Annotated in this window: 15 protein-coding genes; 10 read left to right on the forward strand and 5 right to left on the reverse strand. The window is 46.9% G+C overall.

What is annotated here, in order from left to right; all coding sequences use genetic code 11:
* Nucleotides 1-12: 12 nt before the first annotated feature.
* The 7 genes from LEPBO_RS0135165 to rppB all read left to right on the forward strand — a co-directional run bounded on the left by LEPBO_RS0135165 (nucleotide 13) and on the right by rppB (nucleotide 11,181).
* Entirely contained in the window at nucleotides 13-3,150 is a 3,138-nt protein-coding gene (locus tag LEPBO_RS0135165) for an efflux RND transporter permease subunit (protein ID WP_017292285.1), read from the forward strand.
* Nucleotides 3,143-6,283: a CusA/CzcA family heavy metal efflux RND transporter gene (locus tag LEPBO_RS0135170; protein WP_017292286.1), complete on the forward strand. Its 3,141-nt coding sequence runs from the start codon at nucleotides 3,143-3,145 to the stop codon at nucleotides 6,281-6,283. The genes LEPBO_RS0135165 and LEPBO_RS0135170 overlap by 8 nt, the downstream gene beginning before the upstream one ends.
* A 40-nt stretch (nucleotides 6,284-6,323) precedes the next feature.
* The gene (locus tag LEPBO_RS0135175) at nucleotides 6,324-6,824 is read left to right on the forward strand and encodes a copper resistance CopC family protein (protein WP_017292287.1); all 501 of its coding nucleotides are present in this window, start codon (nucleotides 6,324-6,326) and stop codon (nucleotides 6,822-6,824) included.
* Between the two features lie 249 nt (nucleotides 6,825-7,073).
* Complete coding sequence (locus LEPBO_RS40685) at nucleotides 7,074-8,180, forward strand: M23 family metallopeptidase (protein WP_017292289.1); 1,107 nt, start codon at nucleotides 7,074-7,076, stop codon at nucleotides 8,178-8,180.
* Between the two features lie 12 nt (nucleotides 8,181-8,192).
* A complete protein-coding gene (locus LEPBO_RS39565) occupies nucleotides 8,193-8,966 on the forward strand; it encodes a hypothetical protein (RefSeq protein WP_017292290.1) in 774 nt (257 codons plus the stop codon).
* A 36-nt stretch (nucleotides 8,967-9,002) separates the two neighbouring features.
* Entirely contained in the window at nucleotides 9,003-9,806 is an 804-nt protein-coding gene (rppA, locus tag LEPBO_RS0135195; protein ID WP_017292291.1) for a two-component system response regulator RppA, read from the forward strand.
* A complete protein-coding gene (rppB, locus tag LEPBO_RS0135200; protein ID WP_017292292.1) occupies nucleotides 9,796-11,181 on the forward strand; it encodes a two-component system sensor histidine kinase RppB in 1,386 nt (461 codons plus the stop codon). Before rppA ends, rppB begins: the two co-directional genes overlap by 11 nt.
* Nucleotides 11,182-11,193: 12 nt before the next feature.
* Here rppB and LEPBO_RS0135205 read toward each other — a convergent pair whose 3' ends face one another.
* Nucleotides 11,194-11,973, reverse strand: coding sequence for a tetratricopeptide repeat protein (locus LEPBO_RS0135205; RefSeq protein ID WP_225903997.1), 780 nt, complete (start codon nucleotides 11,971-11,973; stop codon nucleotides 11,194-11,196).
* Between the two features lie 280 nt (nucleotides 11,974-12,253).
* Here LEPBO_RS0135205 and LEPBO_RS0135210 point away from each other — a divergent pair, with 280 nt between their 5' ends.
* Nucleotides 12,254-12,616 carry a hypothetical protein gene (locus LEPBO_RS0135210; protein WP_017292294.1) on the forward strand — a complete coding sequence of 121 codons (363 nt, stop codon included), beginning with the start codon at nucleotides 12,254-12,256 and terminating at the stop codon, nucleotides 12,614-12,616.
* Between the two features lie 43 nt (nucleotides 12,617-12,659).
* Here the strand turns inward: LEPBO_RS0135210 and LEPBO_RS0135215 are convergent, their stop codons facing one another.
* Complete coding sequence (locus LEPBO_RS0135215) at nucleotides 12,660-13,586, reverse strand: cation diffusion facilitator family transporter (protein ID WP_017292295.1); 927 nt, start codon at nucleotides 13,584-13,586, stop codon at nucleotides 12,660-12,662.
* 35 nt (nucleotides 13,587-13,621) lie between these two features.
* Nucleotides 13,622-14,023 (reverse strand): ArsR/SmtB family transcription factor, encoded by a 402-nt coding sequence (locus tag LEPBO_RS0135220; protein WP_017292296.1) that lies wholly within the window; start codon nucleotides 14,021-14,023, stop codon nucleotides 13,622-13,624.
* Between the two features lie 73 nt (nucleotides 14,024-14,096).
* On the opposite strand from LEPBO_RS0135220, the gene LEPBO_RS43550 reads away from it, so the two are divergent.
* Together LEPBO_RS43550 and LEPBO_RS45545 are read left to right on the forward strand one after the other, a co-directional pair.
* Nucleotides 14,097-14,270 carry a YidH family protein gene (locus LEPBO_RS43550; RefSeq protein ID WP_017292297.1) on the forward strand — a complete coding sequence of 58 codons (174 nt, stop codon included), beginning with the start codon at nucleotides 14,097-14,099 and terminating at the stop codon, nucleotides 14,268-14,270.
* A gap of 54 nt (nucleotides 14,271-14,324) precedes the next feature.
* Complete coding sequence (locus LEPBO_RS45545) at nucleotides 14,325-14,981, forward strand: YidH family protein (RefSeq protein ID WP_026149167.1); 657 nt, start codon at nucleotides 14,325-14,327, stop codon at nucleotides 14,979-14,981.
* Nucleotides 14,982-15,031: 50 nt separating this feature from the next.
* Here LEPBO_RS45545 and LEPBO_RS39580 read toward each other — a convergent pair whose 3' ends face one another.
* Nucleotides 15,032-15,274: a hypothetical protein gene (locus LEPBO_RS39580; protein WP_017292298.1), complete on the reverse strand. Its 243-nt coding sequence runs from the start codon at nucleotides 15,272-15,274 to the stop codon at nucleotides 15,032-15,034.
* 1 nt (nucleotide 15,275) lies between these two features.
* Nucleotides 15,276-15,618, reverse strand: a 343-nt coding sequence (locus LEPBO_RS0135240) for a GIY-YIG nuclease family protein (RefSeq protein ID WP_026149168.1), incomplete at its 5' end; no start/stop codon positions are given.

The following is a 15,618-nucleotide window of genomic DNA, read 5'->3' on the forward strand; positions in this document are numbered from 1 at the left end:
GATAGTCCTGATATGTTAAATGCCATTGTCAAATGGGCGATCGCACAGCGCTGGCTCGTTGTGATTGGCGCGATCGTCGTTGTGTTCTGGATTGGGCGCACTGTGACTCAGATGCCGCTTGATGTGCTGCCGTCATTCGCTCCGCCGCAAATCGAAATTCAAACTGAAGCACCAGGACTCGCTCCCGAAGAAGTCGAATCGCTGATTAGTTTGCCGCTCGAAAGCTCGATCAATGGAACGCCTGGAGTCACAACTGTAAGATCGTCGTCTGCGGCTGGAATTTCCGTAGTTAGAGTGGTCTTTAGTTGGGGCACTGACATCTACAAAGCGCGGCAGTTAGTGACAGAACGATTGCAGCTTGCTCAAAGTAAGCTACCGGAAGGAGCCGCAGCCCCGCAAATATCGCCGCCGACTTCGCCGATCGGAACCGTGGTGAAATATGCTTTCACGACTGACGGGCAGACCTCAATGATGGAGCTACGACGGGCGATCGATTGGCAAGTCACAAATCGATTAATGTCAGTTCCAGGTGTAAGTCAGGTGCTTGCATTTGGTGGGGATGAGCGACAGTTTCAAGTGTTAGTTGATCCTCAGAAGCTTAAAGCATTTAATGTATCGCTGAACCAAATTTCTGAGGCAGTTAGAAGCTCAAATAGTAATGCTTCCGGTGGCTACTTAATTACATCCGATCAAGAAACTTTAGTGCGAGGCATTGGACGGGTTGAGAATTTAGACGATTTAAAGCAATCTGTGATTACCTCTCGTCAAGGCACTCCGGTTCGATTGATGGATGTGGCGGAAGTTCAGATTGGATCGGGGATTAAGCGCGGTGATGGTAGTCTCAACGGTCAGCCTGCCATCATTTTGATGGTGAACAAGCAGCCAATGGCAGATACGCCAAGTGTTGCTCGTGGAGTTGAAGCGGCAATCAAAGATTTAGAGCCTGGATTGCCTAAAGGAACGAAAGTGACACGCACGTTTCGGCAGGAAGAATACATTCAAACTTCTGTGGATAATGTGCGATCGGCATTAGTCGAAGGCGGCATCATTGTAGCGATTATTTTGATTCCCTTCTTGATGAATTGGCGCATTCTCGCTGTCTGTATTTCTGCCCTAACTTTATCGTTGTTGCTGGGATTGTTAGCACTGAGTCTACTCGGTCAAAGTTTGAATACAATGACATTAGGGGGATTGGCAGTCGCGATCGGATCTGCGGTTGATGATGCGATCGTCTACGCCGAAAATGCGTTTCGTTGCCTGCGCGAAAATCGTCAATCTCCAAATCCTCGCTCTGCTTTGGAAGTGGTCTATCAGGGTTGTGCAGATTTAACCGATTCTGTCTTTGGAGCGACGTTAATTACAGTCGTTGTCTTTGCTCCGATTTTTGCACTGACAGGTGTTGAAGGCAGCATCTTCTCACCGATGGGAATCGGTTATCTAGTCACCGTTCTTGCTTCAAGTTTGACTGCGGTAACGATCACGCCTGCACTATGTGCATTGTTATTACCTAGTGGGCGTTTACCGGATAACGAGACTTGGACAGCCCGATTTTTCAAACGCTTGTATGAGCCGCTGTTAATTTTCTCAATGCGGAAATCGACTTTGATCATTGCCACTGCATTAGGGGTAACAGTAGCTTCATTCGCAATCATTCCTGGATTGGGGCGAATTTTCTTACCTGAATTCCAAGAGCAAACGCTCGTCAATACACTAATGCTTTATCCAGGTTCTTCGCTTGATGCAACGAATAAAGCTGGTTTTGTCGTTGAAGAATCGCTGAAAGATGATCCGCGCTATAGCTATGTGCAATTGCGTTCTGGTCGAGCATTGGGGGATGGAGATGCAGCGGGTGTGAATTTAGCTCACTTAGATATCGGCTTGAGCGAAGAAGGGATGAAAAATCGTGCTGCCAGTATGGAGAAAATGCGCGAAGAGTTTAGCAAAATTCCTGGCGCGGCTCCGAACATTGGCGGCTTCATTTCACACCGAATGGATGAGGTACTGTCTGGGGTACGAAGCGCGATCGCAGTTAAAATCTTTGGCGCAGATCTCGATCAGCTTCGCACGATCGGACAACAGATCGAAGCTCAAATGAAGTCAATTGATGGCATTCTCGATTTGCAGCTTGAACCTCAAGTCCCCATTCCACAAGTTCAAATCAAGTTTGACCGAGCGGCTGCTAGTCGATATGGTTTATCGGTTGGGGCATTGTCTGAAACGATCGAGACGGCTCTAAATGGGCGCGTTGTCTCTCAGGTTTTGGAGAATCAGCAGACCTTTGATTTAGTCGTTTGGTTGAAACCAGAAGCACGGAATAGTTTAGAAACGATCGAGAATTTGTTGGTAGATACGGCAAATGGTCAGAAGATTCCACTCGCGCAAGTTGCCCGTGTTGTGAAGGGAACAGGACCGAATACAATCAACCGCGAGAATGTTTCTCGTCTGATTGTGGTCTCTGCCAATGTCAAAGGGCGAGATTTAAGATCGGTTGTCAACGACATTCAAGCAAAAGTGCAACAGAATGTCCAATTGCCTGCGGGATACTTCGTGCAGTACGGCGGACAGTTTGAAGCGGAAGAACGTGCAAGCCAAAACATTCTGCTCTTTAGCGCCATTGCATTTGTAGTGATTACGGTGCTGATGTACTTTTCAGTGAAATCAATTCCTTCCACATTGATGATCATGGTGAATTTGCCCATTGGTTTAGTTGGGGGTGTGATTGCAGTTGCGTTGTCTGGAGGAATTTTGTCGATCGCTTCGCTTGTCGGATTCGTGACGTTGTTTGGAGTTGCAACCCGCAATGGATTGCTGCTGGTCGATAATTACAATGCTAAATTTGCAGAAGGAATGCCGCTAAAAGAGGTGATCATCAAAGGTTCTCAAGAGCGACTGAATGCAATTCTGATGACAGCGTTTACCTCAGCATTGGGACTGTTCCCACTCATTGCTGAGGGCGGACCTGGAAAAGAAATTTTGCAGCCTTTATCGATCGTCGTTCTCGGTGGGTTGTTTACTTCAACAGCACTCACGTTACTAATGCTGCCTGCTTTGTACGCCAAGTTTGGTAAAGTATTGTTCCCAAAGTCATCCGCCTCTATTGATCAGGCTGATACTCCTGGCATGTTGAAAGAGATAAACAGTAATGCTTAACTCAATCGTTAAATGGTCGATCGCACAACGCTGGTTGGTAGTGCTGGCATCTATTCTAGTCAGCGTGTGGGGATTTCTCAACTTATCCCAGATGCCGCTAGATGTATTTCCAAGCTTTGCGCCTCCTCAGGTTGAAATTCAAGCGGAAGCGCCCGGACTCGCCCCGGAAGAGGTAGAAGCTCTAGTAACACGCCCGATCGAAAGTGCAATCAATGGAACACCCGGACTGGATAGCCTACGATCGTCCTCAGCCGTTGGACTGTCTGCGGTTCGAGCAACATTCAAGTGGGACACTGAAATTTACCGGGCACGTCAGCTTGTAGCGGAACGTTTGCAGCAAGTACGCGGACAATTACCTCAAGGCGTAAACGATCCTGAGATTCTACCCATCAGTTCTCCACTGGCATGGACAGTCAAATATGCGTTTACCTCTGAAGCAACTCCGCTGATGGAGGTTTGGCGGATCGTAAATTGGCAGGTGAAAAATCGGTTACTAGCAGTTCCGGGTGTGAGTAATGTAGTGATTTTTGGCGGCGATGAGCGGCAATACCAAGTGCTGATCAATCCTGACAAACTCAAAGCCTTCAATGTGACGCTTGATGATGTCGTCAAAGCAACTTCCGCCGCAAACAGTAACGCACCCGGAGGATTCTTAATTACACGCGACGAAGAAACTGTGGTGCGCGGTGTTGGACGAGTAGAATCGGTCGAGCAACTGAAGCGATCGGTGATCAAAGCCAAAGACGGTAAGCCTATCCTGCTAGAGCAAGTTGCTGATGTTCAAATCGGTTCTGCACTGAAGCGCGGAGATGGAAGTTTTGCAGGCAAGAAAGCCGTCGTTTTGACTGTCAATAAACAGCCGACTGCGGACACTCCAGCAGTCACAAAAGCAGTAGAAGCGGCGCTCGAAGAATTGAAGGAAAGCTTACCAAAAGATGTCAAAATCGCAACTACATTCCGACAGGAAGACTTTATTGAAGCGTCGCTAAAAAACGTTGAAGAAGCACTGCGAGACGGAACGATTATTGTCTCTGTTGTGCTGATTCTGTTTCTAATGAACTGGCGTACTGTTGTGATTAGTCTGAGTGCGCTTCCGGTGTCCTTGCTGCTGGGAATGTTGATTCTCAATTGGACGGGACAAGGCATCAATACGATGACGCTCGGTGGATTAGTAGTCGCGATCGGATCAGTTGTCGATGATGCGATCGTCGATATGGAAAATGTCTACCGTCGCTTACGCGAAAATCAGCTATCCGACAATCCGCGCAATCCCTTTCAAGTGGTGTTTGATGGCTCGGTTGAGGTTCGGGTCAGCGTTCTATTTGCAACGGTGATCATTGCAGTCGTTTTTGCGCCGATCTTTGCCTTGTCTGGAGTTGAGGGGCGAATTTTTACGCCGATGGGTGTTGCCTATCTTTTGTGTATCTTTGCTTCGACGCTGGTTGCATTGACGTTGACTCCTGCAATGTGCGCCTTGTTGCTCGTAAATCGCAGGCTTCCCAGTACCGAAACTTGGTTAGAACATAAAGCCCAACAACTCTACCGTCCTGCACTCCGATTCTCAATCCGACATCCCAAGACAATTATTGTTGGTTCACTAGCAGCTTTTGCTGCATCGCTTGTGATTCTGACGGGTGTAGGTCAGGTCTTTTTACCCGAATTTAACGATCGTGCCCTTGTGATTGCAGCAACGCTGTATCCTGGCTCATCACTCGAAGAAACCAACCAAACCGGATTAGTACTAGAACAAGCTTTAGCTGGAAACCCCAACTTTGAAACAGTGCAGTTTCGCTCTGGACGCGCTCAAGGCGATGTCGAGGTTGCAGGCACAAATTCTGGTGAATTAGATGTTCAACTGAGTGAAGAAGGCGCAAAAGACCGCGAGAAAAGCATCGAGCAGATTCGCGAAGAGTTCAAGAGAATTCCGGGTGTCGCTTCTAACATTGGTGGATTCATTTCTCACCGGATGGACGAAGTACTATCCGGAGTAAGAAGCGCGATCGCAGTGAAAATTTTCGGTCCTGATCTCGATCAGCTTCGTACACTTGGACAGCAAGTTCAGAGCGCAATGGGCGAAGTGAAAGGATTAACAGATTTACAGCTTGAACCCCAAGTCCCTGTGAAACAGCTTCAGATTGAGTTTGATCGCGATGCGGCTGCACGATACGGCATTACGATTGGGGAATTGTCTGATCTGGTAGAAACTGGACTGAACGGCAAGGTTGTTTCTCAAGTCCTAGAAAATCAGCAAACCTTTGATCTTGTTGTATGGTTTCAAGAACCTTATCGCAATAGCATCGATGTCATTCGGAATCTATTAGTCGATACTCCGAATGGACAGAAAGTTCCGCTAGCTCAAGTTGCCAAAGTCGATAACGGCAAAGGTCCGAACACCATCAATCGTGAAAACGTCTCTCGCTATATTGTGATTTCGAGCAATGTAGCAGGACGAGATTTAGGTTCAGCGATTCAAGAGATCCGCACTAAGGTTAAACAAAACGTTCAACTGCCTGCGGGATACTATGTTGAATATGGCGGACAGTTTGAGGCACAGGAAGGTGCAACAAAAACGCTATTGTTAACGGGCGCAGTGGCACTTGTGGCAATCGCAGTTTTGTTGTACTTTGCGGTAAAATCTATTCCTGCCACGATGATGATTTTGGCGAATTTACCATTAGCATTAGTTGGTGGAGTGTTGTCGATCGCGCTGACTGGAGGCATCCTTTCCGTTGCATCAATGGTCGGATTTATCACACTCTTTGGAGTAGCGGCTCGAAATGGATTGTTGTTAGTTGAGAATTATAATCAGCGATTGGCGCAAGGACAACCGTTAAAGGAAGTCTTGGTTGAAGGATCGCTCGAACGGTTAGTTGCGATTCTGATGACTGCCTTTTCGTCTGCATTAGGCATGGTTCCGTTAACCCTTGGTAGCGGTGCTGGTAAGGAAATTTTGCAGCCACTCGCGATCGTCGTTTTAGGTGGTTTGTTTACCTCAACTGCATTAACATTGCTCGTGTTGCCTGCACTCTATTCCTTGTTTAATCGATGGATAGTTCCGAAGACACCGACTCATTTGATTCAAGATCATCCACCGGACAGCAGTTATGCTAATCCAGGTGTGCCCAATAGCTAACCCAAATTGTTTCTGTTTGTTCTATCAAGGAGTGAAATCGATGAAAACTCTGTTAATTCTAATTGGCACTGCAAGTTTGTTAGTTCTTGGTGCTTGTAGTGGTGGCAATCAAGCCGCAAAGACCGAAAGTGCAGCGCAGCCAACTGAAGCCGCTTCTACAACTCAAGCTGAATCGACGACTAAAGAAGCACACAAAGAAGGAGATGGGCATGATCACAAAGGCGCAGACGGCAAAGGCGGTCAAGTCGTTGAAATGGGTGAGTATCACCTAGAGTTTGCTACACACAAAGCGGAGAATGGAACCAGTCTTGATCTACTGCTTCAGAAAGGAGAGGCGCATCAGCCTGTGACGGATGCAAAAGTGACGGCTCAAGTACAAATGCCTGATGGGACTCAGAAGCCGCTGGAGATGAAATATGATGCGGCAGAGAAGGCGTACAAGGCAGTGCTTCCGGGTACAGCAGCAGGAGAGTATCAAGTTGCAATTTTGGCAGATGTCGCGGGCAAGAAAATGAACGGACGATTTAGCTTTAAGCAATAGTTCGAGCCTCGTGAATTCACAGTAAAGCAGGTCGCTGAATGATTTGTAATTTTGCAGTCGTTTGGCGCTCTGCTTTTGCGATGGCAAGCAACAATTCAGTCAAAGATTTCACGCTGATTTCATTCTGCTTCTATACATTGAGTATCAGTAGCGAAATCGTAACCATTTCTGTGCTTTCACAGATATAGTCTTCATAACGCTACAACGTACTACTTTTCCTAACCTACTGTCCCGAATTGGATCATTTGAATGAATCAAGTTACATTACTTTGGCTGAGTGTTCGATCGAACTATTCCGCCGCTTTAGGATGTGGAGTCCTGCTCCTCAGTAGTGTCTTACTGCTCAACCCAGATCGAGCGATTGCACAGTCAGCAATCGATTCTCTTGGAGAAACTACCCCGAAACCCGCGATCGTGGATTCCGTCCCGCAACCATCACCCAGTTCAGTCGAATCCTTAACTTCTTCTGAATCATATCTTGATCGTACCGATTACAGTTTAGGGGCAACTCAGCGTGAAGTCGCTCCTGCTGCTCCAGTGCCAACAGTTGCCCGTCGTTCTCCCGTTGAAAATCCAGCAAGTTCAACTAACCGCGCTCCAATGCTGGAAGAACCTTCAAGTTCCGCTGCCAATCACTCTAATTCTGCGCCGGAGCAACCGTTGGCAACTGCTCAGCCGAACAATCAAAACCAGCTTGCACTCAATCACTACAATCAGGTCATTCTGCCTAAACTTCAATCGAGTAATCTGACTTCGGCTTTGCTCTTCCCACTTTCAATTCCAGCCCCGATTACGTCTTTGTTTGGTTGGCGGATGCACCCGATTATGAACACACTCCGCTTTCACTCTGGGACGGATATTGGTGCAGAAATGGGAACCCCTGTAGTAGCAGCAATGACCGGACAAGTGACGATCGCTAACTTTGTCAGTGGATACGGTTTCTCAGTAGCACTACAGCATCAAAATGCAACTCAAGAAACTTTCTACGCTCACTTGTCTGAGGTTCTGGTGAAACCAGGACAGATGGTGAAGCAGGGAGAAGTCATCGGTCGAGTCGGACAGACTGGAACTGCAACCGGACCCAATTTGCACTTTGAAATGCGGCAAATGACCACAGCAGGATGGGAAAATGTTGATCCAGGAGTTCAACTAGAAATCGCGATGGCACAGTTAGCCAAAACGCTACAAACGGCTCAAACTCCTACTAGACCGCAAACAGCTCAAACTCCCGCTAGACCGCAAATGACTGCAACAGGTTGGCAAAACCTTGATCCAGGAGTTCAACTAGAAATCGCGATGGCACAATTAGTCAAAACGATGCAAGTGGCTCAAACTCCCACTAGACCGCAGAGCTAAAGGTAGAATGTAGTGGGCAAAGGATGGCGAGCAATTTTAGTGCGAGTTCAACAAGTTGTTGATTCCAACCCAGAATCAAAAGCGATCGCAGAGTTTCAAGCATCTCGTCAACGAACAGTTGCGGCTCTACGCTATTTTCTACTGTTGCTCGTCATTCCACTTCTGGTCAATCAAATGGCTGAAGTTGTACTAATGCGTCCTGTTGTTCAACACACTGTGTTCAATTCCTCGGAGATTGTTCTCAGTCCCTTTCAGGAAGAACGCATCCTAAAGGAATTTCGGACGTTTGAAAGTCGTTTGCGGTTTGAGGCTTTGCTTCGAGGTTCAGAAGATGCTTTACCGACGATCAAAGAACGGCGGAGTGAAAAGCTACTGGAATTCGCCGCAAGTGTTCGACAGGAGAACGTCCAAGTTCTGTCAAATATTGTGGCAGACTTGCTATCTGCGATCGTGTTTATTGTCTTTGTGTTGAAAACTCAGCCTCAATTCAAGCTGCTGAAACAGTTTCTCAGCGATTTAGCAGATGGTTTAAGCGATTCTGCAAAAGCATTTCTGATTATTCTTGTGACTGATGTTTTTGTCGGGTTTCATTCCTCTTATGGCTGGGAAATCTTGTTGAAAACCGTTTTTGATCACTATGGACTCGCTGAGAATCGAGCCTTTACTGGACTGTTTATTGCAACATTTCCAGTGATATTAGATGCGATTGGAAAGTATTGGATTTTTCGCTATCTAAATCGAAATTCTCCATCTGCTGTGGCAACTTATCACCGGATGAACGAGTAATCAGTAGATTTGACTAGACTTCACTCGATTTTCATCGTGGCTTGTCAAACTGAGAATTATGTAGCGATCGCGGACTTTAGTATGATCACCGCCTATAATAATCCACTGGTACAGTCTCAAAGCGTTGAGTCAGAATTTGCAGGTATGAAAATCTTGCTGGTTGAGGATGAATTCGATGTCGGCTCGGCGATCCAGCGCACCCTGAAGCAGGAACAGTTTATTGTGGATTGGGTGCAGAATGGTGACGAAGCGTGGTATTGCCTCAAGCAAGCTCAATACACAATGGCAATTCTCGACTGGATGCTACCCGGATTGACTGGATTAGAATTGTGCAAACGGCTACGATCGCAACAGAACGCTATGCCAATTTTGATGCTGACGGCTCGCGATCGCTGGGAAGATAAAGTGCATGGACTCGATGCTGGAGCCGATGATTATCTGATCAAACCGTTTCGGATGGAAGAACTATTAGCAAGATTGCGAGCTTTGCAGCGTCGAGCGCCTCAGTTCCAATCTCAGCAGCTTCAAGTCGGCTATCTCACTCTCGAATATGGCGATCGTACTTTAAGCTGTCAATTCCCAGACACACCAACCCGTAGCACTCGACTTTCTAAAAAAGAATTTCAGCTTCTAGAGTATTTCATGAAGCATCCGAGGCAAGCGATGAGCCGCAATCAAATCTTGAACTACCTCTATGAACTCGACGCAGAACGGATTAGCAATGTAGTTGCAGCGCAAGTTCGTTTATTGCGTCGGCGTTTAGCAGAAATCGATTGTGGCGATTTGATCGAGACGATTCCGGGTGGAAGTTATCGGCTGAATCCTCGCTATGCGGAATAAAATACTCGATCGCACTCGCTTACAGCTTGCAGCCTGTTACTCAGCAGTCATGGCGTTACTGTTGGGATTGTCTGGATTAGTCAGCTATCAAGTTTTGGTACGGGCTTATCTCTATTCAGTAGATCAAGAGTTACAAGGTATTGCAAAAGCATTTCATAAGAATCTGGAACAGTCTTTAACTGAACCTGAAAAGATTCCGCAAAGGCTAGAAGGAATGTTCCCTGATTTGTGTCTTGCAAATCGTCCGTGTCCTCAATTGAATGTTGGCGCAGATAGCTCAGAGAATGCCCTTGATCGTAGAATCGCTTCAGTTTATCAGAGTAACTATTATTTGCGGTTTGTCAGTCGTTCAGATCAGCTAGTCGCAACAAGTGGACTGCGCTCAGAAGGATTGCCAGAGACTTCTGGAAGGATTGAATGGCAGACGCTGCAAAATCAAGAAGGCGAGCGGTTTCATCAAATGTCGCTGCCACTACATACGATTGATCGGAAAGTCTGGGGGTATTTGCAGGTGGGACGATCGCTGCGAGAAGTCGATCGTCGTCTCGCTGCCCTTCAAAATATGCTGTTGATTGGTTTACCGATTTCAGTCTTGCTAGTGGGACTTTCAAGCTGGTGGCTGTCTGGATTAGCAATGCGCCCAATGCAACAGTCTTATCAACAAATGCAGCAATTTACAGCGGATGCGGCTCACGAACTCCGGACACCAATCACGGCAATTTTAGCGACGATCGATTCAGTCCTGCGAATGCCGAAAATTAGCGAATCTGAATCGCGAGAAGCCTTTACAACACTAGAGCGTCAGGTCAGTCGATTTTTGGGAATGGTCAAAGATTTGCTGCTGCTATCTCGTTTAGAACAACACACATTAACTTTTCAACCGCAGACGCTATGTCTGAACGATTTGATATTCGACTTAATTGATGAGTTTGCAGCCCTGGCAGAGGCATCGAATTTATCATTGGTTGAGCAAATTCAAACCCATAAACCGTTAGAGATTGTTGCAGATGAGGATCAAATCTACCGCTTATTATCGAATTTGGTTATTAATGCGATTCGGTACACTCCTGCGGGAAAAGTTACGCTGAAGCTGTATCAAGAGCGTGATCTGGCAGTGATTCAAGTTCAAGATACTGGGGTTGGAATTGCTGCGGAAGATCTATCCCACTTATTCGATCGCTTCTATCGAGTCGATTCAGATCGATCGCGCAACAGTGGCGGAACAGGCTTAGGACTCGCGATCGCCAAAGCAATCGTAGAGGCTCATGACGGAAGTATTCAGGTTCAAAGTCAAATTGGTAGCGGCACTACATTTACTGTCCGCCTACCGCTTAAATCTAGTCGTTCTCTGCCAATCAAACTTAATTGCGTCTGAGATAGATTCGTTCTACCGTTGAAGTTGTTGAATGTATGACAGCGTTTCTTGGTAGCCTTCTCGATTTCCTTGTTGTTGAAATAGCTTTGCAGCCGTTTGCAAATCTTGTAGTGCCGATTTCTTGTTCCCGGTTTGAGCATACAGCAGACCACGATTCCCATAAGCTTCTGCTAAGTCCGAATCAAGTCGAATCGCAGCAGTGAAGTCTGCGATCGCGCCGTTAACATCTTTGCTCTCAGTTCGAGCTTTCCCTCGGTTGTAAAACGCATCCGCATAGTTTGGACGTAACTTGATTGCTTGAGTGAGATCGGCGATCGCTGACTTTAAATCTCCACGTCCTGCCTGAACCACACCACGAGTATTAAATGCTTCTGGATAGTTCGCTTGCAATCGAATGGCTTGAGTTAGATCTGCATAGGCATTCTGTAAATCACCGATGTCTGATCGAGATTCACCTCGATTGTAGAGCGCTTTAGGGTTGTTCGGTTCTAGCTTTGCAGCTTGCTCAAAATCTGCGATCGCTCGTTGTAGATTGCCAGAATCATGCAGCGCCAACCCCCGATGAAGATAAGCATCTCCGTATTTTGGACTCGCTTGAATGGCTTGAGTGTAAAGTGCGATCGCGCCTGAAAGGTCTCCTTGCTGAGCGCGTTGCTTGCCCTGATTCACAAGATTGACGCTCTGAGCGGGAGTGGAGTTCTGCGATCGAGCAGATGCTTGACCAACTGGAGCGAGAATACTCACGCCTGCCATCAGAGCAGAGGTCAGCATAAATTGATGAATCAAACGCATAAATTTCACCATCACAATACCAAAATTCTAGAAAGAATCAAGCCAATGTGCTGCAATTTCAGAATCTACAGAGCAAAGTTTTGTAAAGTTTATGAAGACCAGCATCAATGCTGGCGTGATTTACGGATGAACTTTAAACCAATTTGAATGTGTAAAGTTGATTCTGCCCCAGTTCTGAGATGTGGCGAAAAAGTTACTTAGCGACATGTTTTTTCATCGTTCTTTCATTTGTGAAAGGCAAACTGATAAATATCATCCAAACACAAACGAGAACACTCGCATGAATAAGTTAATCACTGCAGCATCAATGTTAGTTGCAACGTCTATTGTTTCAGTGGGTGCTGCAATTGCAAGCCCGATCACCGTCAGCGGTCAACCTGCAATCTGGAGATTCGGTCAGTCTCGGACAGTTCAAACCAAACCGACTGCTCAACCCGTGACAGAGGCTCAAGATCCTAAGCCTCAAGCTGCTGCTGACAAAGGCGAAGTGAAATCGATCGACGTTCAATCTCCTGCTGATCCTGTCTCCCGATCAAGCTCTTGTACAGGTGATGCTGCCTCTGCAAAGCCGCCTGTCGTGAACAATCCCCATCATCTCCGCAATGTAATGTGGCGCAATGCAAGAATGACTTGCACTCGGTAAATTTCTCAGCATCAATGCAAGTTTTCATCCCTGAAGCCTGACTTCAGGGATTTTGCATTTCATCTCTAGAGGGTCGCTCTAAAGTTTGATCCGCCCAAGATGTGGGATCTTCTAATGGCTCTAAATGAGTAATAACGTGCGTTCCGGGAAGTGATTGTGCGATCGTTAATTCAAGTTCCTCACACAAGTCATGACCACGCTGCACTGTCCAGTTTCCAGGAACTAAGACATGAAAGGACACAAAGCGACGCGATCCCGCAACCCGCGTTAATAGTGCATGAAACTGAATGCCGTTTTCTTGATAAGGGATGAGCCGATCCATGATCATTTGTTGCTCATGGGCGGGCAGCGATCGATCCAGCAATCCTGAGCCAGTTTCACGCAGCAATCGAAATCCTGCCCAGATAATGTTTGCAGCAACGATCAGCGCAATCATCGCATCGAGAACTAACCATCCGGTTAACTTCACAATGAAGATGCCGATCACGACTCCGGCTGAAGTCCAAACATCGGTAAGTAAGTGATGGGCATCGGCTCGTAGAGTAATCGATCGCAGTCGTCGTCCAGCGCGAAGTAAGATGAAAGCAACACCGCCATTAATCGCTGTTGCTACCAATGATAGTGCAAGTCCCAATCCAATTTGCTCGATCGGCTGTGGATCAAATAGTCTTCCCCAAGCAGCAATGGCAATACTCACCGCAGCCACCATAATCAAAGCGCTTTCTAAACCGCTTGAAAAATATTCCGCTTTGGAATGCCCAAAAGCGTGTTCAGCATCAGGCGGCTTCGCGGCAAAGGAGAGTGCCCAGAAACCAACCAGTGCAGCAATCAGATTAATGCACGATTCCAGCGCATCTGAGAGCAACCCGACTGAACCAGTGAAGAAGTAGGCTGATGCTTTTAGCGCGATCGTCAGCATTGCAGCAACGATCGACAACACAATGTAGGAACGGGCAGATTTAGCACTCATGCTTGAATTTTATCGTGAGAATTTGCCTGCAAAAATTAGGCTTCTGGCTCATCTAAATGCTCTACCACTTCCCGGTATAAATTCACCACATGATGATCTGCCAAACGATAATAGATGTTTCGCCCTTCCCGACGGTAATTCACCAGCCGCGTCGCTCTAAGCGCTCTAAGCTGATGCGACACAGCCGATTCCCCCATCTTTACAACCACTGCCAAATCGCATACACAGAGTTCCTGTAAAGCCAAGGCTGACAAAATTCGGAGGCGATTTGGGTCTGCCAACACGGTAAAGAATTCTGCCATTCGCTGTGCCTGCAAAATAGACAATACAGCTTGTTGTACCTGACGTACATTCTCTAAATGCACTAAATGAGTTTCACAGGTTGGCGCATCAATCTTTTGAGAACGTGGCTTTTTAGGAGAGTTAGACTTGCTCATACACTAGGACATTAAGACTGAGATCACAGATTGAATCTCCAGTATATGCAAAGAATGGGAATCATTCTTATCAATGACAGGTCGTTCACATTTCGATCAATGCCAGCAAGATGACGCGATACCCACAGGAATTTTTTTAGCAAGAACTTCACGGGCGCTGACTGCAAACAGCGAACTGATCGGCTTTGGGTTTGCGCTGGCTCGATTTGGTCTCTTTCTGACTCAACTGAACCTGAGTTTGACTTGACAGAATGCAGAGGCGCATTCCTTATTCAATTTGCAGAATTTGGGGCTAAGCTTGGTGGTTTTGGGAATTGTGACGATCGCGCTTGCAGCTTGGCGATATAACCAAGTCTTCTGGAAAATTGAGCACGGGCATTATCTCCGGATCGATCGTTGGTCTGCTCATGATCGCGGCAGTAATTCTGCTGAGAGAATTAAGTATTCCACTGTTTGTGTGGCGCGATCAAGAACCGACGCAAACTCCAGCTCCTCAAAAGCAGTTAAACCACCAAACGTTGCAAACCTTGAGCAAAAACAATCCAGTGTGGAGCGGCACATTGAATGGCTCAACGAGCAACTGCAAGAGTTAGAGGCAGAGATTGAACAGCAAGTGCAGCAATCGCACAAGTGGCGGCAGCACCAGAAACTGCTGTTGAGCGTTCCCGGAGTCGGGCGCGTCATGGCAAACTGTGTTGGCACGCGGCAAAGCCAAGAAAGTGGTGTTGGTGGTTTGTATGCGAAAATTGTTGATAATTCTGAATGCGATGCTGAAAGTGGGCAGGGCTTAGAATCCCCAGCAGGTAGGCACAAGCGCCCAAAAAACTGCACCAGTGGCTTGACATTCAAGATAATCGCTAAATCCCCCATCTGCGGGACTTTGAAACTGGGAGAGCTTTCAATTGGAGGAGCTTTCTCACTCAACTCAGAGGCGCAACCCAATCAATTTTCGATATGATTCCAACATTTATCACATCGAAAGCTCAATTTCTCAGTGGGGACGATTGCTTAACAGCTCTCCTCGATCAATTGGCTCGCCTTCTTCCTCTCAGCGGGATTCAAGTCTCTGAAGCTGAGCGCATCTTCGTTCAAGTACCCGGAGATTGCCATCTCGACCACAGCCCACACCGGGTAATTGATGTCTCGTGCATTCGCTTCTAATGCTTCTCGAACGTGCATCGGCAGCCCTTCCAAAAAGGCTTGGGCAACTTCCGGTGAAAGATGTTCTTCTGTCTTAAGCTGCTGAAGCATTTTACTCTTCCTGCCTAATTTGAGAGTTATACCGTGGTCTGAGCTTTTGGAGGATCAACACCTCTATTTCCAACGATTGTAACCAATCCTCGAACGGAAGGGAAACAAAAGCGATCGACACCTCCTCTGTTTGAATGCCTTCAACCCAAGCCCAGAAAAACGCCTTATGCCCATTCTTCAGACGTTCTCTCAATCCTTTTCCTTTTCCAACATATAGAATTTCTCCAGATCTATGCTTGATCGCATAGATTCCAGGATGGCTGGGCAATCCTTCTAGCTCTTTAGTGATCGGATGACCGCGATCGAAATCGGTTGAGTACAAGACTGCAAGCATTCGGTCCGCT

The sequence above is a fragment of the Leptolyngbya boryana PCC 6306 genome, assembly GCF_000353285.1.
GTDB classification, from domain to species: domain Bacteria; phylum Cyanobacteriota; class Cyanobacteriia; order Leptolyngbyales; family Leptolyngbyaceae; genus Leptolyngbya; species Leptolyngbya boryana.